Origin of the sequence: Streptomyces manipurensis, assembly GCF_049570255.1 — a bacterium.
Taxonomy (GTDB): Bacteria; Actinomycetota; Actinomycetes; order Streptomycetales; family Streptomycetaceae; genus Streptomyces; species Streptomyces manipurensis.
The window spans coordinates 2,425,466-2,442,632 of the sequence record NZ_CP186950.1 but is presented as its reverse complement, the minus strand read 5'-3'; the positions used below and the strand labels follow the sequence as shown (position 1 = coordinate 2,442,632).

Sequence of the window (17,167 nt, the reverse complement as noted above, 5' to 3'; positions counted from 1 at the left end):
GATTAGTCATATGGCGGATCGGCCGGTGCGAGCGTCAGGGGTGCGGGACATGGCGGCAGTGGATCTGAGCGGCAAGGCGGTCGTCATCACCGGCGGAGCCCGTGGCCTCGGCGCTGCGGCGGCACGGGCCGTCGTGGACGGCGGCGGCCGGGTGCTGATCACCGACGTGCTGGAGGCGGAGGGCGCCGAGACCGCCGCGGAGTTGGGCGGGGCGGCACGCTTCATCGCGCACGACGTGACGAGCGAGGACGGCTGGGCGGCGGCGCTGGAGTACGCGGTCGCCGAGTTCGGCGGGATCGACGGGCTCGTGAACAACGCGGGCATAGCCTCCGGCCGGCTGCTGGAGGACGAGAGCGTCGAGAGCTTCCGCCGGGTCGTCGAGATCAACCTCGTCGGCGTGTTCATCGGCATCAAGGCCGCGATCCCGCTGATGCGGGCGAACGGCGGCGGGTCGATCGTGAACATCTCCTCCGCGGCGGGCCTGACCGGCCTCGCCCTCACCGCCGGCTACGGCGCCTCCAAGTGGGGGGTGCGCGGCCTGTCGAAGATCGGCGCGCTCGAGCTCGCCGAGGAGGGGATCCGCGTCAACTCCGTGCACCCCGGCATGACGCTGACCCCCATGACCGCCCCGGTCGGCATCCGGGAGGGCAGCGGCAACTACCCCGGCGCCCCCATGGGCCGGGTGGGCGTCCCCGAGGAGGTGGCCGCCGCGGTCGCGTTCCTGCTCTCCGACGCCGCCGCGTACATGACGGGCGCCGAGCTCGCGGTGGACGGCGGCTGGACCGCGGGCCTGACGGTGAAACACCTGACGGGCCGCTGACCCCGCCGGCCCCGCCGCCGGGGCGTGCGTAAATCCGTGGGCCCCGACGGGGACGCCGGGCTACGGTGCGTGCCGTGAACCAGGACGCACCCCTCGTCCGCGACGTCTTCCCCGACCTGACGGCCGAGCTCGTGCGGCTGCTCGAGGAGGAGGGCGAACGCGATCTCGCCCTCTGCGCCCACGACCTCCGGCTGGTGGCCGAGTGCGACTGCGGCGACGACTTCTGCCAGAGCTTCCGCACCCACGACCACCCGCCGGGCCGCCCCTACGGGCCGGGCCACCGCATGGTCTGCCTCCTCCCGGAGCGGGGCCTCCTGAACCTCGATGTCGTCGGCCCGCGGATCGTGTACGTCGAGATCATCGACCGGCCCGCCCTGCGGCGCGTACGGACCGGCGCCTCACCGGCGGGGCCGGGCAGCGCTGAGGCGCCCGTACGCGAGGTGTAACCAGAGGCGCCGGCCCGTGAAACACCGGCGACCCACCCTGGACCGCATGCACACCTCGGAACCGGTCACCGCCACGCACTGCCCCTACTGCGCCCTGCAGTGCGGGATGAACCTGCGCCCCGGGCCGGGCGGCGGGGCCGACGTGACCGTGGAGGAACGGACCGAATTCCCCGTGAACCGGGGCGCGCTCTGCGGCAAGGGCCGCACCGCCCCCGCCGTGCTCTCCTCCCGGGTACGCCTCACCGAGCCGCTCGTCCGCACCCACGCAGGGCGGCTCGAACCGGCCACCTGGGAGGAGGCCCTCGACGCCGTCGCCGACGGCCTCACCCGCACCGCCCGCGCCCACGGCCCCGACGCGGTGGGGGTCTTCGGCGGCGGCGGGCTGACCAACGAGAAGGCCTACGCCCTCGGGAAGTTCGCTCGCGTCGCCCTGCGCACCTCCCAGATCGACTACAACGGCCGCTTCTGCATGTCCTCGGCCGCCGCCGCCCACCAGAGGGCTTTCGGGCTCGACCGGGGTCTGCCCTTCCCGCTGGAGGACGTCCCGCGCACCGGCTGCGTGATCCTCGTCGGCTCGAATCTGGCCGAAACCATGCCACCCGCCCTGCGCTACCTCACCGAGCTGAAGGCCAACGGCGGGACGCTCGTCGTCGTCGACCCCCGCCGCACCCGCACCGCCGAACAGGCCGACCTGCACCTCGCCCCGCGCCCCGGAACCGACCTGGCCCTCGCCCTCGGACTGCTGCACCTGGTCGTCGCTGAGGGTCGCACCGACGAGGAGTTCATCGCCGCCCGCACCACCGGCTGGGAGGAGGCCCGGGCCGCCGCCATGGCCCACTGGCCGGAGCTGGTCGAGCGCATCACCGGCGTCCCGGTCCCGGCCCTGCGCGAGGCGGTGCGCCTCTTCTGCGCCCCGGACTCCGCGATGGTGCTGACGGCCCGCGGCCCGGAGCAGCAGTCCAAGGGCACCGACACCGTCGGCGCCTGGATCAACCTCTGCCTGGCCACCGGCAGGGCCGGCCGCCCCCGCTCCGGCTACGGCTGCCTCACCGGCCAGGGCAACGGCCAGGGCGGCCGCGAGCACGGCCAGAAGGCCGACCAGCTCCCCGGCTACCGCAAGCTCACCGACCCGGCGGCGCGGGCCCACGTCGCCGGGGTCTGGGGCGTCGACCCCGACAGCCTGCCCGGTCCCGGCCGCAGCGCGTACGAACTCCTCGACGCCCTCGGCACCGACGTGAAGTCCCTCCTGCTGATGGGCTCCAACCCGGTGGTGTCGGCCCCCCGCGCCGCGCACGTGGAGGACCGCATCCGCGCGCTGGACTTCCTCGCCGTGGCCGACGTCGTCCTCTCCGAGACGGCGGCCCTCGCCGACGTCGTCCTCCCCGTCACCCAGTGGGCGGAGGAGACCGGCACCACCACCAACCTCGAAGGCCGCGTCCTGCTGCGCCGCCGGGCCCTCACCCCGCCGCCCGGGGTCCGCTCCGACCTGGAGGTCCTGCACGGGCTGGCCACCCGCCTGGGAATCGAGAAGGGCTTCCCCACCGCGCCCGAGGAGGTCTTCGCCGAGCTCCGCCGCGCCTCCGCCGGCGGCCCGGCGGACTACTCGGGCATCACCTACGACCGCATCGAGGCCGAACAGGGGGTGTTCTGGCCCTGCCCCGAGGGCTCCGCGGGCACCGCCCGCCTCTTCCTGGACCGGTTCGCCACCGAGGACGGACGGGCCCGCTTCGTCCCCGTCGCCCACCGCGACGCCGCCGAGGTACCCGACGCGGACTACCCGCTGCTGCTCACCACCGGCCGCGTGGTCGCCCAGTACCAGTCGGGGGCCCAGACCCGCCGGGTGGACGAGCTCAACGAGGCCGCCCCCGGCCCCTTCGTGGAGCTGCACCCCCGCCTCGCGGCCCGGCTCGGCGCGGTCGACGGCAGCCCGCTGGCGGTGACCTCCCGCCGCGGCCGCGCGGTGGCCCCGGCGCGGGTCACGGACGCCATCCGCGCGGACACGGTCTTCATGCCCTTCCACTGGCCGGGCGAGGGCCGCGCCAACACCCTGACCAACCCGGCCCTCGACCCCACCTCCCGCATGCCGGAGTTCAAGGTCTGCGCGGTCCGGGTCGAGCCGGCCTAGGCGGTGCCCCCGGAGCCGGCCCGGGCCGTGCCGGTGTCGGTGCCGGGGCCCGGGCTCTCGAAGGTCGGGCGCAGGGCCTCCACCAGCCGGGCCAGGAAGGCCTCCTCCCCGGGGGCGGCCAGATGCGGGTACTCCGCCTCGAAGTGCTGCCACTCGGCGCCCACGTAGCCCTCCGGGACGATGTGCACGATGTCGAGGAGCTCCACGTCCCGGTGCGGCTGCGGGGCCTCGCCGGCCTGCCGGAAGACCTCCTGGAGCAGGCCGTTCGGCAGCCGGTGGCGTTCGGCGAGCAGGACCGCGTCGTAGAGGTCCTTGCCCTGCGGGTGCCGGTCGCTGACGAGCCACAGCACCTTCCAGGCCAGTGACAGTTCCGGTGTCGCGGCCAGGAGCACGGCCCCGCAGGCGAGTTCGGCCGGCTCCGGCGCCACCGGCAGCGCCTCGTTGAAGACGAAGTCCAGCTGGACCTGGCCGCCCGGCAGCCCCGGGGCGGACCAGGGCAGCACCAGCCGCCGACCCGGCACGCGTTCGTACGTCCAGATGTCCTCGGCGACCGCCCCGTCGGCCGGCATCGCCAGACCGCCCTCGTCCGCGGCGGCCCGTTCGGCCGCCTCCGCGACCGCCCGCAGCAGCCGCTCCGTCCGCGGCTCCCCGATGCCCCAGTTCTGTGGGACCACCACGAAGTCCAGGTCGTGCGGCTCCCGTGCCGCCTCCCCGAACCACCCCGCCATGAGCATGCTGCCGCGCAGCACCAGCGAGTCCGCCCAGCCCGACCGGGCGACACCGCGGGCCACCACGTCCAGCGCCGTCCTGCGGGCGGCCCGCCAGGCAGTCCGCCGGGCGGGGTCCACGACCGTGTCGGCGATCCGGTAGCCGTACCCGAAGTGCTTGAGCGCCGGGTCGAAGACCCGGTCCCGCGCGGTGCCCTCGCCCAGTCCGGCCACCGACGTCCGCGGCAGCTCACCCTGGCGCCGCCTCCACTCGGCCTCGCCCCGCTCGTACGCGCTCGTCCCGGTCATGCCCCCACGCCCTCCTCGATCCATCCGTCGTCCACCGACAGGTCGCTGTCGTACAGCACGAACTCGCGTTCCTCCGAGCGGATCTCGTACCCGCCCAGGCGCAGGGCGGCCGCCAGCGCGTCGCAGGCCGCCGCGGCTCCGGCCGCCGTGCCGCGCCACCGCTGGGTGACGAACCGTTCGTGGCGGCCCCCGTCCAGGACCCGGCGCGCGTTCCACGACAGGTGCGCCGCGTACGGGGTGACCAGGGCCTCCAGCGCCGCACGGTCGTATCCGGCGGGCAGCAGCAGCTTCAGGTGGTGCTCGAAGTAGCCGCCGCCCGGGCCCGGCCGGTCGGTGGTCCAGGGGACCGTCTCCACCTTGACCCGCACCGGGTCGAAGCCGGCCGCGCGCAGCCGCGGCACCAGCCGCTCGTGGCCCGTGCGGTCCCGCAGGGTCAGCATCGGCTGCGACACCATCCGGCCCCGGGCCAGCAGGATGTGGGTGACCTTCAGGTTCCGTGCCCCGGCCCAGGCATCGAGCCGGGCCAGCTCCGCCGCGTCCGCGCAGCGCACGGTCACGTGGGTTTCGTACTCAGACATGGGCCCGATCTTCTCGGACATCCGTCCGATCCGCATCGGGGTTCCCGGCAGGGGGTAACCATCGGTCACGCGCCGGACTCAGAAAGTGCTCGCACGCCCCTCGTGGCCGCGATGTGTCGTACCCCACACTGAGTGAGGTGCCCCCGTCCTCGGAGCCCTGGAGGTCGCCCCCGTGCAGACCCGGACCCTGACCGTGAACGTGAGCGAGTCCTCGGAGGCCAAGGCCGTGGACGAAGAGCCCGAGGTACTGGAGCTCATCGAGCCGGTACCGGTGCAGAGCAGGCGGGACACCGGCGAGAGCGGGAGCGGATCGGGTCCCTCCGCGGATCTCTTCCGGCAGTACCTGCGCGAGATAGGCAGGATCCCGCTGCTGAGCGCCGCCGAGGAGGTCGACCTCGCCCGGCGGGTCGAAGCGGGCCTGTTCGCCGAGGAGAAGCTCGGCTCCACCCCCGACCTCGACTCCCAGCTCGCCCACGACCTGGACCGGCTCGTCGTCATGGGCCGCATGGCCAAGCGCCGGCTCATCGAGTCGAACCTGCGGCTGGTCGTCTCCGTCGCGAAGCGGTACGTGGGCCGCGGGCTGACCATGCTCGACCTGGTCCAGGAGGGCAACCTCGGCCTCATCCGGGCGGTGGAGAAGTTCGACTACGCCCGCGGCTACAAGTTCTCCACGTACGCCACCTGGTGGATCCGGCAGGCGATGTCCCGGGCCCTCGCCGACCAGGCCCGCACCATCCGGGTGCCCGTCCACGTCGTCGAGCTCATCAACCGCGTCGTCCGCGTCCAGCGCCGCATGCTCCAGGAGCGCGGCTACGAGCCCACCGCCGAAGAGGTGGCCGTCCACCTGGAACTGACCCCCGAGCGGGTCCTCGAAGTCCTCCGCCTCGCCCAGGAACCGGTCTCCCTGCACGCACCCGTCGGCGAGGAGGACGACGTCGCCCTCGGCGACCTCATCGAGGACGGGGACGCCGCGTCCCCCGTGGAGTCGGCCGCCTTCTTCCTCCTCCGCGAGCACCTGGAAGCCGTCCTGTCGACCCTCGGCGAACGCGAACGCAAGGTCGTGCAGCTGCGGTACGGGCTCGCCGACGGACGCCCGCGCACCCTGGAGGAGATCGGCCGGATCTTCGGCGTGACCCGCGAACGGATCCGCCAGATCGAGTCCAAGACCCTCAACAAGCTGCGCGACCACGCCTTCGCCGACCAGCTGCGCGGCTACCTCGACTGAGCCGGCCGGGCCGTGAACGGCAGGGGGCGCCCCGCAGGACGCCCCCGACCGCCCGAACCGCCCGGCACGTCAGTCGACTTCGGCGACCGCCTGGGCGAACTGCGCCGAGTACAGCCGGGCGTACGCACCGTCCGCGGCCAGCAGCTCCTCGTGCGTGCCCTGTTCCACGATCGCGCCGCTCTCCATCACCAGGATCACGTCCGCGTCCCGGATGGTGGAGAGCCGGTGCGCGATCACGAAGGACGTCCGGCCGTGCGCCAGGCGCGCCATCGCCTTCTGGATCAGCACCTCGGTACGGGTGTCCACCGAGCTCGTCGCCTCGTCGAGGACCAGGATCACCGGGTCCGACAGGAACGCCCGCGCGATGGTGATCAGCTGCTTCTCGCCCGCGCTGACCCCGGCGCCCTCGTCGTCCAGCACGGTGTCGTAGCCGTCCGGCAGGGTCCGGACGAAGCGGTCCGCGTGCGCGGCCCGCGCCGCCTCCTCGACCTCGGCGCGCGTCACCTCGCGCGAGGCGCCGTACGCGATGTTCTCGGCGATCGTGCCGCCGAACAGCCACGTGTCCTGGAGCACCATGCCGATGGCACCGCGCAGCTCCGCACGGGTCATCTTCGCGATGTCCACCCCGTCCAGGCCGATCTCCCCGCCCGTGACCTCGTAGAACCGCATCAGCAGGTTCACCAGCGTCGTCTTGCCGGCACCCGTCGGGCCGACGATCGCGACCGTGTGACCGGGCTCGACCGCCAGCGAGAGGTTCTCGATCAGCGGCCGGTCGGGCTCGTAGCGGAACGCCACCTTCTCGAACGTGACCCGGCCGCGCACCTCCCGCGGACGCTCCGGCACCTCGGCGTCGGGCTCCTGCTCCGGCGCGTCCAGCAGCTCGTAGACCCGCTCCGCCGAGGCGACCCCGGACTGCACCAGGTTCGCCATCGACGCGACCTGCGTCAGCGGCATCGAGAACTGCCGCGAGTACTGGATGAACGCCTGCACGTCACCGATGGACAGGGTGCCGGAGGCGACCCGGAGCCCGCCGACGACGGCGATCAGCACGTAGTTGATGTTCGATATGAAGAACATCACCGGCTGCATGAGGCCGCTGACCAGCTGCGCCTTGAACGAGGCCCGGAACAGCGCCTCGTTCTGCTCGGCGAAGACCGCGGCGGACTCCTTCTGCCGTCCGAACACCTTGACCAGGGTGTGCCCCGAGTACATCTCCTCGATGTGCGCGTTGAGCGCGCCGGTCGTCTTCCACTGCGCCACGAACTGCGGCTGCGACTTCTTGCCGATCCGCGCCGCGACGACGACCGAGAGCGGCACGGTCACCAGCGCCACCAGCGCCAGCAGCGGAGAGATCCAGAACATCATCGCGAGGACGCCGACGATGGTCAGCAGCGAGTTCAGCAGCTGCCCCATCGTCTGCTGGAGTGTCTGCCCGATGTTGTCGATGTCGTTGGTGGCCCGGCTCAGCACCTCGCCGCGCTTCTGCTGGTCGAAGTACGACAGCGGCAGCCGCGACAGCTTCGCCTGCAGCTCCTCGCGCATCCGGTACAGGGTGCCGTTCATGACGTGGTTCGACAGCCGGGTCGCGACCAGCATCAGCAGGCCGGCCAGCGTGAACGCCAGCAGCGCCCACAGCGCCACCACGCCCACCGCGCCGAAGTCGATGCCGCGGCCCGGGGTGAAGTCCGTGCCGGCGAGCATGTCCGCCATGCCGCCGCGGCCGTCGGCGCGCATGCCGTCCAGCACCTGCTGCTTGGTCGGACCGGCCGGCATCTCCCGGCCCACGATCCCCGCGAACACCAGGTCGGTGGCCTCACCGAGGATCTTCGGCCCGACCACCGCGCAGCCGACACTGCCGACCACGGCCAGGACCATGCCCCACAGCTTGCCCCGGTCCTGGGCGAGCTGCCCCAGCAGCCGCTTGCCCGAACCCTTGAAGTCCAGGGACCGCTGGGCCGGCCCCATCATCATCCGTCCTCCGGGCCCGCTCATGCGGCCTCCGCCTCCGTCAGCTGGGAGAGCACGATCTCCCGGTAGGTCTCATTGCCCGCCATCAGCTCGTGATGGCGGCCCTCGCCCACGACCTGGCCCTCGTCGAGCACGATGATCCGGTCGGCGTCACGGATCGTCGCGACGCGCTGCGCGACGATGACCACGGTCGCGTCCTCGGTCTCCCGGGCGAGCGCCGCGCGCAGCGCCGCGTCCGTCGCGTAGTCCAGGGCCGAGAAGGAGTCGTCGAAGAGGTAGATCTCGGGGCGCTGCACGAGGGTGCGGGCGATGGCCAGGCGCTGGCGCTGGCCGCCGGAGACATTGGTGCCGCCCTGGGTGACCGGAGCCTCCAGACCCCCTTCCAGCGCGGAGACGAACTCCCGGGCCTGGGCCACTTCCAGCGCCTGCCACAGCTCTTCGTCGCTCGCGTCCGGGCGGCCGTAGCGCAGGTTCGAGGCGATGGTCCCCGAGAACAGGTAGGGCTTCTGCGGAACCATGCCGACCGTCCTGGCCAGCAGCTCCGGGTCCAGCCCGCGGACGTCCTCGCCGTCGACCAGCACCTCACCGCCGGTGGTGTCGAACAGCCGCGGGACCAGACCCAGCAGGGTGGACTTCCCGCTGCCCGTGGAGCCGATCACGGCGGTGGTCTCGCCGGGACGGGCCACCAGGTCCACTCCGCGCAGCACCGGCGCCTCGGCACCCGGATAGCGGAAGTCGGCGCCGCGCAGTTCCAGGAGCCCGCGACGGGTGAGCTCGCGCACCGGCTCGGCGGGCGGGACCACGCTGGACTCGGTGTCCAGGACCTCCTGGATGCGCTCCGCGCAGACCTCGGCGCGCGGCACCATCATGAACATGAAGGTGGCCATCATGACCGCCATCACGATCTGCATCAGGTAGGCGAGGAAGGCCGTCAGCTGGCCGATCTCCATGCCGCCGCTGTCGACGCGCATGGCGCCGAACCAGATGACGGCGACGCTGGAGATGTTCACCACCAGGATGACGACCGGGAACATGAGGGCCAGCAGCCGGCCCGAGGCCAGCGAGACACCGGTGAGATCACCGTTGGCGTCGCGGAACCGGTCCTTCTCGTAGTCGTCGCGGACGAACGCGCGGATCACCCGGTTGCCGGTGATCTGCTCGCGCAGCACGCGGTTCACCGTGTCCAGCCGCTCCTGCATCAGGCGGAAGAGCGGCCGCGTCCGGAAGACGATGGCGCCGACCGACACACCGAGGACCGGGACGACGGCCAGCAGCACGCCCGAGAGCTGCACGTCCAGCGACAGCGCCATCGCGATGCCGCCGATACACATGATCGGCGCGGAGACCATCAGGGTGAAGGTCATCAGCACCAGCATCTGGACCTGCTGGACGTCGTTCGTCGTACGGGTGATCAGGGACGGGGCGCCGAACTGGCCGAGCTCCCGGGAGGAGAAGCCCTGCACCCGGTCGAAGACGGCGGCACGGATGTCGCGGCCGACGGCGGCCGCCGTGCGGGCACCGAAGTAGACGGCCCCGACGTTGCAGACCAGCTGCACGAGGGAGACGCCCAGCATCAGGGCGCCGAAGGTCAGGATGTAGCCCGTGTCCCCGTTGACGACACCGTTGTCGATGATGTCGGCGTTGAGGGTGGGCAGGTAGAGGCTCGCGCTGGTCTGCAGGAGTTGCAGCAGGACCAGCGCCCAGATGGGTTTGCGGTACGGACCCAGATGGGTCCGCAAGAGTCGTATGAGCACGCGTAGGCTCCGGTCGGCACGATCGAGGGGGTCGACCCATCTTCGGCCAAACGGCCCAGCGATCCCCACCGGATTTCGCAAAGCCCGGTCAAAAGGATGAGCCCCCGCCGGAGGCGGCCTACGACCTGCGCCGGGTGCGCGCGGGGGCTCGTGCGCCGGCCGCCCAGGGCCCGCGCGGGGGGCCTCCCGGGTCAGAACGCCCCCGGGTGGACCTGCTCCCGCGTCGCGGCGTACTGCTGTCGGACCCCCTGCCAGGCCGCGAACTCCTCGTCCGGCTCGAAGACCTGCGCCGACGGGGCCGGCCAGACCGGCGGGGTGTGCGGGGCCAGTGTGCCCTGCGCCACACCGAGGGCCCAGGCCGCCTGCCGCGCCGCGCCCAGGGCCGCGTAGTCCGCCGGAGCCGGCACGACCACCTGCGTCCCGAACAGCCCCGGAGCCGCCGCCTGCACGGCGGGCAGCTCCGCCGCCGCGCCCAGCAGGAACACCCGGCGGATCTCGGCGCCGCGCGAACGCAGCACGTCCAGCGCGTCCACCAGCCCGCACAGCATGCCCTCGAACGCGGCCCGGGCCAGGTGCTCCGGCTTCATCGAGTCCCGGCGCAGCCCGGACAGGGTCCCGGCGGCGTGCGGGAGGTTCGGCGTCCGCTCGCCCTCCAGGTACGGCAGCAGCACGAGCCCGTGCGCGCCCGGGGTCGACTTCAGCGCGAGCTCCGACAGGCCCTCCAGGTCCGTGCCGAGCAGCTCGGCCGTGCCGCGCAGGGCCCGTACGGCGTTGGACGTGTTCACGACGGGCAGGTGCATGCCGGTGGCGTCGGCCAGCGAGGTGATCAGGCCGCCCGGCTCCGACAGCGCCTCGTGGTGCACGGCCATCACCGAACCGGACGCACCGAGCGAGACGACCGCGTCGCCGGGGCCCAGCCCCAGCCCGAGCGCCGCCGCCATGGTCTCGCCCGTACCCGCGGAGATCAGCAGGCCCTCGGGCGTGGTCCCGGCGGCGTCGGCGGGGCCGAGCACCTCCGGCAGCAGGGCCCGGTGGCCGAGCGCCAGCTCGACCAGGTCGGGGCGCCAGGTGCCGGTGGCCGTCGACCAGTAGCCCGTCCCGGACGCGCCGCCGCGGTCCGTGGTCCGCCGGGCGGGCCGGCCGAGCAGCTGCCAGACCAGCCAGTCGTGCGGGGACATCAGCACCGCCACCCGGCGCGCGGCCTCCGGCTCGGTACGGGCCAGCCAGGCGAGCTTCGCCAGCGGCTGGGCGGAGTGCGGGACGGTGCCCACGGCCTCGGCCCACGCCTGCCGGCCCCCGAGCGCCTCGGTCAGGTCGGCGGCGGCCGCCTGGCCCCGCTTGTCGTTGCCGACCAGGGCCGCGTGCACGAGCCCACCCTGCGGGTCCAGCGGCAGCAGACCGTGCTGCTGCGCCGACACGCCGATGGCCTGGACCCCTTCGAGGAGCCCGCCGCCGGCGGCCTCGCCGAGCGAGAGCAGCCACGCCTGCGGGTCCGTCTCGTGGGGGTTCGCGCCGTCGGGTTCGCCCGCGGGCTGCGGATGGGGGGCGTACCCCTGGCGCAGCACGGCGCCGGTCTCGGTGTCACAGACGACGATGCGTGTGAAGGCGGAAGAGCTGTCCAGCCCGGCGACTATCCCCATACGGAGGATTCTGCCGCACGCGGCGCGGGTGGCGACCGCCCCGGGGGCCCCGGAACCGTGAGGGTTCCGGGGCCCCCGGGGCGGATGCGCACGAGGCTCAGGTGTTGCTGGTGCCCCACTCGTCGTCGGCGCCGACGCCGGCCCGGTCGCGCAGCCCGCGCACCCGCCCGGCCACGGAGTCCGGCACGGCGTCGCCGACCTTCTCGCTGACCACGGCGTAGGCCTTGCCCGCGTACTCGCGGCCGGTCCGGCCCGCGGTCTCGGCGGCGTTGCGCACCGCCGGGTTCTGCGCGACCTGCCGGGCGGACTTCTTGAGCTGCTCGTAGCGCTCGCGTCCGGCCCGGGTCCCGAGCACGTATCCGAGGGCCAGTCCGACCACGAACGTGACCTTGTAACGCATGCCTGCCACCCTTCGTCGTGTGGTGCCCGGCCTGCTGTCGATACCGATTGGCGGAGCACCCCCCTGCTTGCGCTAATCTATGACTCGCAACGGGCGCCCGCCCCCCGGCAAGGCCGGAGGTGGGCCGTTTGATGCACCGCAGCAATCCCCTGTAGCTCAATTGGCAGAGCAGCCGGCTGTTAACCGGCAGGTTACTGGTTCGAGTCCAGTCGGGGGAGCGCGGTCCCCTGTAGCTCAATTGGCAGAGCAGCCGGCTGTTAACCGGCAGGTTACTGGTTCGAGTCCAGTCGGGGGAGCAAGGAACGAAGAGGGCCCCACGGGGTCCTCTTTCTTCTTTGTCGGGCGTTTCGGGAACCGGGCAGCACTCGGCGCGGTCTCTCTGAACAGGCGGAGCCGATCATGCGAGGCATCCGAGGCAGGAGATCGTATGAGCGGCTATGCTGCGGCAGACGGCGCGCACACGTGTACGCGCCACGCCGTGAAGGGGCGGTAGCTCAGCCGGTTAGAGCAGCGGACTCATAATCCGTCGGCCGTGGGTTCGAGTCCCACCCGCCCCACCGCGAGCCGCAGGTGCAGAAACGATCGCACCTGCGGCTTCGGCGTTTCCGGGGCCCGTCGCAGACGCTGCACGTGTCGATCGCCGTCGCGCCCCACCGCTTCGGGTCCGGCGCGGCGGGGCGGGCCCCGTTCGGCGGCCGGAGCCGGACGAGGTTGCTGCCGTAGAGCCTCAGGTGCCTGACCTCGGTCAGCCGGGCGATGCTCGCGGGCAGGGTGATCGCGTCGAGCCGTTCCTGCGGGCTGAGCTCGACCAGGGGGTTGAAATCCTCCCTGCCGTCGGCTGCCGCCTCGTCGACGAGCGCGAGGAGGCGCCGGCTCGCCGAGGACGTGTCCTGCCGTTCTCCGTGGAATCCGACCCGGGTGCGTGGGTGCGCGCTGTGCATGCTGAAGCAGGTGCAGAGTTCGCGGCGGAGGGGGCGGCCGTCCGGCCCGGTGCTTTCGGGCCATCGGATGGCGGACCTGTGAGGTCCGGGGGCTGTGGCGTCGTCCATGCGGATTCACCCCAGGGATCCGTCGCGCCGGGGGCGGGGCCCCCGGCGCGACGGATGATCCGCGGCGATGCGCGCCAAGCGGCTAGAAGGCCTCCGTTTCGTCCGTCAGGTGGCGCAGGACGTCCGCCAGGTCCTGGCGGCGGGCGAAGGCCGTGCGCTGGCGGTGGGCGCCCGAACCGTCGCGCAGGAGCGCGGCCATGGTCTTCGCCGCGTGGTCCAGGTCGCCGGAGGCGGCCAGTTCCGGGGCCACCAGGTCCAGCAGGGCCTCCGCGAGGTCGGCCGCGGGCAGTTCCGCCCCTGTGTACGGGTCGAGGCCGAAGCCCTCCAGGCCGTCGTGGGCGGCCCGCCAGCGGGCGAGGCGCAGGACGTCGTCCCGTACGGCCGGCTCGGGGCGCCGTTCGCGGATCTCGCGCAGCGCCGTGGAGACCAGGGCCCGGGCCAGTTCGGCCTGGAGCACGGCCGTGTCCAGGGACGCGGACATGTCGGGGGCCCGGAACTCCAGCGTGGGCCAGTGCCCGGAGGGGCGGAGGTCCCAGTAGACCATCTTGGTGTCCAGGGCCGCCCCGGAGCCGAGCAGGGTCTGCACGGAGCGCCGGAAGTGGGCCGTCGACGCGAAGTGCGGGGGCGGGCCCGCGGAGGGCCAGCCCGACCAGGCCATCGCCCGCCAGCTGGCGTGACCGGTGTCGCGGCCGCCCCAGAACGGCGAGTTGGCGGCCAGCGCGATCAGCGTGGGCAGCCATGGTCTGATCCGGTTGGACACCGCCACGGCCGTGTCCACGTCGAGCGTGCCGATGTGGATGTGCCGGCCGCAGCTGACGAGGGTGTCGGTCAGCGCGCCGAAGCGGCGGTGCTGCTCGCGCTGGCGCGGCAGGTCGTCCGTCAGGTGCAGTGGGCCCTCCATGGCGACCACCGGCGAGGGGGCGGCCAGCAGGCGGCAGCCGTGGGCGCGGGCCGCGTGGCCGAGGGAGCGCCGGAGCGCGGCGAGTTCGGTGCGCAGCGAGCCGGCCGACTCGGCGACGGGGGTGGAGATCTCCACCTGGTAGCGGGTGCCCTCGGGGTGCATCGCGCCGGGCAGTCCGCCGGCCGTCGCGAGGACCTGCGGGGCGGCGGGGACCACCCGGAGGGTGCGGGCGTCGACGAGGAGGAACTCCTCCTCCACGCCGACCGTGAGGGGCACGGTGGGCCGCACCGTGTTCTGCGTCGTGCCGGTGCTCGTGTTCTTGTTGCCAGGTTCGATCACTACGCCTCCCTGGACATACGAGTCTTTTCATCATGAGCCGAACACGAGGCGAGGAGCGTACGGCGATTCGGTCAAATGTCCGGTGATAGTGGCGGGTTACCGGCAAGGGGCCGGTCCGCCCGGGGGTCCGGGGCCGGATGGGGCGACTGTTGCCGGTGTGTGAAAGGGCCGGAAAACCCCGCGGACCGGCGGACGGCCGCTGGTTATCATCCGATGTGACTCGTACGACCGATCGAACCGCTCCGAAGCGACGCATCCTCGCCGACCTCACCCCGCTGCGCACCTCCGCCGACTACCAGCGGCTGTGGATCGGCGGGACCATCTCGTGGGTCGGCCAGGCCATGACCACCCTCGCGATCTCGCTCCAGGTCTACGACATCACCGGCTCCAGCTTCTCGGTCGGGCTGGTCGGCCTCTTCTCCCTCGTCCCGCTCGTCGTCTTCGGCCTGTACGGCGGCGCCATCGCCGACACCGTCGACCGGCGCAAGCTCGGCCTCTACAGCTCCCTCGGCGCCGCCGTGCTGTCCGTCGCGCTCGCCGCGGCCGCGCTGCTCGGCTTCCACCGGGTGTGGTTCCTGTACGCCGTCGTCGCGCTCCAGGCGGTCTGCGGGGCCCTCACCGGACCGGCGCGCTCCGCGATGATCCCCAGGCTGCTGCCGCCCGAACAGCTGCCCGCCGCCAACGCCCTGAACTCCGTCACCATGACCTTCGGGACGATGGTCGGCCCCGCGCTCGGCGGCCTGGTCGTCGCCGTCGGCGGCTACGAGTGGGCGTACCTGATCGACGCCGTGACCTTCACCGCCGCCCTCTACGCGATGTGGCGGCTGCCCTCGATGAAGCCGGACCGGGCCGAGGGGGTGCGGGGGAGGGCCTCCGTCGTCGACGGGCTGCGCTTCCTCGGCACCCGGCCCAACATCCGGATGACCTTCTTCACCGACATGGCCGCGATGGTGCTGGCGCAGCCGAAGGCGCTGTTCCCCGCGATCGCCGTGCTCTGGTACGGCGACGACGCGAAGACGGTCGGCCTGATGGTGGCCGCGATCGCCGCCGGGGCGCTGCTGGGCGGCCTGTTCTCCGGCTGGCAGGCCCACGTCCGGCGGCACGGGCTGGCGATCCTGCTGGCCGTCGCGTCCTGGGGGCTGGCCATCGCGGTGTTCGGACTCACGCGGAACCTCTGGCTCGGGCTGTTCTTCCTGGCCCTGGCCGGGTACGCCGACACCGTCTCGATGGTGTTCCGCACCACCATGCTCCAGGCCGCCACGCCCGACGAGATGCGTGGCCGGCTCCAGGGCGTCTTCATCGTGGTCGTCGCGGGCGGGCCCCGGCTCGGGGACTTCCTCGCCGGGAGCGCCGCCGACCTGACCTCACCCGCCGTCGCCGTCACCGGCGGCGGGCTGGCCTGCGTGCTGGTGGTGGGCCTGCTCGCCCTGCGCTGGCGCAACTTCGCCCACTACGACGCCCGCTCCCCGCAGGCGTAGCCCGCAGCCGCGGCGGCCGGCAGGACCGCGCTGCCCGGGGCCGGTCTCACGGCGTGGCGGCGGGGGTGGCCGGGGCGACGATGCCGCGGGCCACTCCCAGGGCCACCAGGTCCTGGGGGCGGACGTGGAGCTGGTCGGCCGTGGCGGGGGCGGCCGAGGGCGGCCGCTTGAGGATGGCAGCGGCCAGCTCGGGGGCGATGACCGAGAAGTAGCTGTCGGGCGTGACCCAGGTGTTCCCGGGCGCGGCCAGCGCGAGGGCGCCGCCCGAGCCGCCCTCGCCGATCAGCAGGGTGGTGACGGGCACGGTGGCCCCGGCCAGCGCCGCGAACGCGTCCGCGATGGCGGGGCCCGCGCCCGCGTGCTCGGCGGCGGCGTCGTTGGCCGCGCCCGGGGTGTCGACCAGGGTGAGGACGGGGATGCCGAGCCGGTCCGCGAGGCGCACCACGCGGGCGGCCGTACGGTATCCCGCCGGGCGGGTGGCGGTGCCGCACTGGGCGGCGTACGCCACGGCCCGGCCGTCCCGGAGCCCGAACCCGCAGAGCATTCCCGGGTCGGTGCCGCCCGCGCGGTCCCCGGACAGCGGCAGCCGCAGGTCGAAGTAGGCGTCGAGGTAGGCCGGGGCGTGCGGCCGGCCGGGCCGGCGGGCCTGGCGCACGGCGTCCCAGCCGGTGGCGGGCGGGCTCGCGTCGGCGAGGGCCGCCGGGGGTTCGACGGGACCGTCGGGGCGGGGCGCGGCCAGCACGCGCAGCCAGTCGGCGAGGGTGCCCGGCAGGTCGGCGGGGGCGACCACGGCGTCCACGTGCCCGGAGGCGTACTGGCCCTCGGCGCCGTACGCCGCCGGGTCGGCGTCCGCAGGCCGCACCCGGGACCCGGCGAAGCCGACCTGCGCGCCGGGCAGCGCGAGGACCACGTCGGCCCCGGCCCCGAGGGTGGCCCACCCGCCGCCCGTGGTCGGATCGCGCAGGACGGCGAGCTGGGGGAGGCCCGCGGCGCGGGTGAGGACGCACTGGCGGGCCACGCGCTGGAGCTGGGTGAGCGCGAGCATGCCCTCCTGCATGCGGGAGCCGCCGGTGGCGATGAGGGAGACGAGCGGCAGCCGGTGCGCGCGGGCGTGCTCGTACGCGGCTTCGAGCCGGTCCCCGGTGCGCTGCCCGAGGGAACCGCCGAGGAAGCCGAACTCGAAGGAGACGAGCGCGGCTTCGCGGCCGGCGATGCGGGCCGTGCCGACGACCACGGACTCCTCCTCGCCGGTGCGCGCGGTCGCGCGTTCCCGGGAGGCGTCGTAGCCGGACCAGGCCAGGGGGCCGTCGGCGGGGGACTCCCGGCGGGGCGCGGGCAGTTCGGCGAAGCTGTCCGGGTCGGCCACGGACGCGATGGCGGCGCGGGCCGAGAGTCGGGTCGTCGTCACGGGTTCACCCCAGGTCGTGT

General features: G+C 73.5%; 13 protein-coding genes and 3 tRNA genes. 8 read left to right on the top strand and 8 right to left on the bottom strand.

Translation table 11 applies throughout. The annotated features are described in order from the left end of the window. The first annotated feature begins 49 nt into the window (after positions 1 to 49). From ACPU2J_RS11265 to ACPU2J_RS11255, 3 genes are all read left to right on the top strand, one after another. Complete coding sequence (locus ACPU2J_RS11265) at positions 50 to 820, top strand: glucose 1-dehydrogenase (protein ID WP_423833185.1); 771 nt, start codon at positions 50 to 52, stop codon at positions 818 to 820. Positions 821 to 894: 74 nt separating this feature from the next. Continuing rightward, positions 895 to 1,266, top strand: coding sequence for a hypothetical protein (locus ACPU2J_RS11260; protein WP_423833184.1), 372 nt, complete (start codon positions 895 to 897; stop codon positions 1,264 to 1,266). A gap of 46 nt (positions 1,267 to 1,312) precedes the next feature. Continuing rightward, a complete protein-coding gene (locus ACPU2J_RS11255; protein WP_420080862.1) occupies positions 1,313 to 3,391 on the top strand; it encodes a molybdopterin oxidoreductase family protein in 2,079 nt (692 codons plus the stop codon). Here the strand turns inward: ACPU2J_RS11255 and ACPU2J_RS11250 are convergent. Together ACPU2J_RS11250 and ACPU2J_RS11245 are read right to left on the bottom strand one after the other, a co-directional pair. Beyond that, on the bottom strand, positions 3,388 to 4,407 hold the full coding sequence (locus tag ACPU2J_RS11250; protein WP_423833183.1) for a nucleotidyl transferase AbiEii/AbiGii toxin family protein: 1,020 nt from the start codon (positions 4,405 to 4,407) through the stop codon (positions 3,388 to 3,390). The two genes, ACPU2J_RS11255 and ACPU2J_RS11250, sit on opposite strands and share 4 nt — an antisense overlap. Continuing rightward, entirely contained in the window at positions 4,404 to 4,985 is a 582-nt protein-coding gene (locus ACPU2J_RS11245; RefSeq protein WP_423833182.1) for a hypothetical protein, read from the bottom strand. The genes ACPU2J_RS11250 and ACPU2J_RS11245 overlap by 4 nt, the downstream gene beginning before the upstream one ends. Before the next feature lie 172 nt (positions 4,986 to 5,157). Here ACPU2J_RS11245 and ACPU2J_RS11240 point away from each other — a divergent pair, with 172 nt between their 5' ends. Continuing rightward, positions 5,158 to 6,210 (top strand): RNA polymerase sigma factor, encoded by a 1,053-nt coding sequence (locus ACPU2J_RS11240; RefSeq protein WP_389072873.1) that lies wholly within the window; start codon positions 5,158 to 5,160, stop codon positions 6,208 to 6,210. A 69-nt stretch (positions 6,211 to 6,279) separates the two neighbouring features. On the opposite strand, the gene ACPU2J_RS11235 is transcribed toward ACPU2J_RS11240, so the two are convergent. The 4 genes from ACPU2J_RS11235 to ACPU2J_RS11220 form a co-directional block, all read right to left on the bottom strand. Then, positions 6,280 to 8,202, bottom strand: coding sequence for an ABC transporter ATP-binding protein (locus ACPU2J_RS11235; RefSeq protein ID WP_423833180.1), 1,923 nt, complete (start codon positions 8,200 to 8,202; stop codon positions 6,280 to 6,282). Beyond that, positions 8,199 to 9,932 (bottom strand): ABC transporter ATP-binding protein, encoded by a 1,734-nt coding sequence (locus tag ACPU2J_RS11230; RefSeq protein WP_420080867.1) that lies wholly within the window; start codon positions 9,930 to 9,932, stop codon positions 8,199 to 8,201. The genes ACPU2J_RS11235 and ACPU2J_RS11230 overlap by 4 nt, the downstream gene beginning before the upstream one ends. A gap of 191 nt (positions 9,933 to 10,123) precedes the next feature. Then, positions 10,124 to 11,572 (bottom strand): FGGY family carbohydrate kinase, encoded by a 1,449-nt coding sequence (locus ACPU2J_RS11225; protein WP_361594581.1) that lies wholly within the window; start codon positions 11,570 to 11,572, stop codon positions 10,124 to 10,126. Positions 11,573 to 11,669: 97 nt separating this feature from the next. Then, the gene (locus ACPU2J_RS11220) at positions 11,670 to 11,972 is read right to left on the bottom strand and encodes a YtxH domain-containing protein (protein WP_361594579.1); all 303 of its coding nucleotides are present in this window, start codon (positions 11,970 to 11,972) and stop codon (positions 11,670 to 11,672) included. 145 nt (positions 11,973 to 12,117) lie between these two features. Between ACPU2J_RS11220 and ACPU2J_RS11215 the strand changes: the two genes are divergently transcribed. The 3 genes from ACPU2J_RS11215 to ACPU2J_RS11205 all read left to right on the top strand — a co-directional run bounded on the left by ACPU2J_RS11215 (position 12,118) and on the right by ACPU2J_RS11205 (position 12,529). Then, a tRNA-Asn gene (locus tag ACPU2J_RS11215) sits at positions 12,118 to 12,190 on the top strand. A 5-nt stretch (positions 12,191 to 12,195) separates the two neighbouring features. Beyond that, a tRNA-Asn gene (locus tag ACPU2J_RS11210) sits at positions 12,196 to 12,268 on the top strand. 187 nt (positions 12,269 to 12,455) lie between these two features. Continuing rightward, positions 12,456 to 12,529, top strand: a tRNA-Ile gene (locus ACPU2J_RS11205). A 574-nt stretch (positions 12,530 to 13,103) separates the two neighbouring features. On the opposite strand, the gene ACPU2J_RS11200 is transcribed toward ACPU2J_RS11205, so the two are convergent. Beyond that, positions 13,104 to 14,261, bottom strand: a complete 1,158-nt coding sequence (locus tag ACPU2J_RS11200) for a carboxylate-amine ligase (RefSeq protein WP_420080868.1) — start codon at positions 14,259 to 14,261, stop codon at positions 13,104 to 13,106. Positions 14,262 to 14,476: 215 nt separating this feature from the next. Between ACPU2J_RS11200 and ACPU2J_RS11195 the strand changes: the two genes are divergently transcribed. Further along, the gene (locus ACPU2J_RS11195) at positions 14,477 to 15,739 is read left to right on the top strand and encodes an MFS transporter (protein WP_361594573.1); all 1,263 of its coding nucleotides are present in this window, start codon (positions 14,477 to 14,479) and stop codon (positions 15,737 to 15,739) included. 46 nt (positions 15,740 to 15,785) lie between these two features. Here ACPU2J_RS11195 and ACPU2J_RS11190 read toward each other — a convergent pair whose 3' ends face one another. Next, positions 15,786 to 17,147: a carboxyl transferase domain-containing protein gene (locus ACPU2J_RS11190; RefSeq protein WP_423833179.1), complete on the bottom strand. Its 1,362-nt coding sequence runs from the start codon at positions 17,145 to 17,147 to the stop codon at positions 15,786 to 15,788. Positions 17,148 to 17,167 lie beyond the last annotated feature (20 nt).

Bases quoted from the DNA above. Each gene is read 5' to 3' on its own strand.
- ACPU2J_RS11265 (WP_423833185.1), top strand. From the start codon at position 50: ATGGCGGCAGTGGATCTGAGCGGCAAGGCGGTCGTCATCACCGGCGGA.
- ACPU2J_RS11255 (WP_420080862.1), top strand. From the start codon at position 1,313: ATGCACACCTCGGAACCGGTCACCGCCACGCACTGCCCCTACTGCGCC.
- ACPU2J_RS11250 (WP_423833183.1), bottom strand. From the start codon at position 4,407: ATGACCGGGACGAGCGCGTACGAGCGGGGCGAGGCCGAGTGGAGGCGG.
- ACPU2J_RS11245 (WP_423833182.1), bottom strand. From the start codon at position 4,985: ATGTCTGAGTACGAAACCCACGTGACCGTGCGCTGCGCGGACGCGGCG.
- ACPU2J_RS11235 (WP_423833180.1), bottom strand. From the start codon at position 8,202: ATGAGCGGGCCCGGAGGACGGATGATGATGGGGCCGGCCCAGCGGTCC.
- ACPU2J_RS11225 (WP_361594581.1), bottom strand. From the start codon at position 11,572: ATGGGGATAGTCGCCGGGCTGGACAGCTCTTCCGCCTTCACACGCATC.
- ACPU2J_RS11220 (WP_361594579.1), bottom strand. From the start codon at position 11,972: ATGCGTTACAAGGTCACGTTCGTGGTCGGACTGGCCCTCGGATACGTG.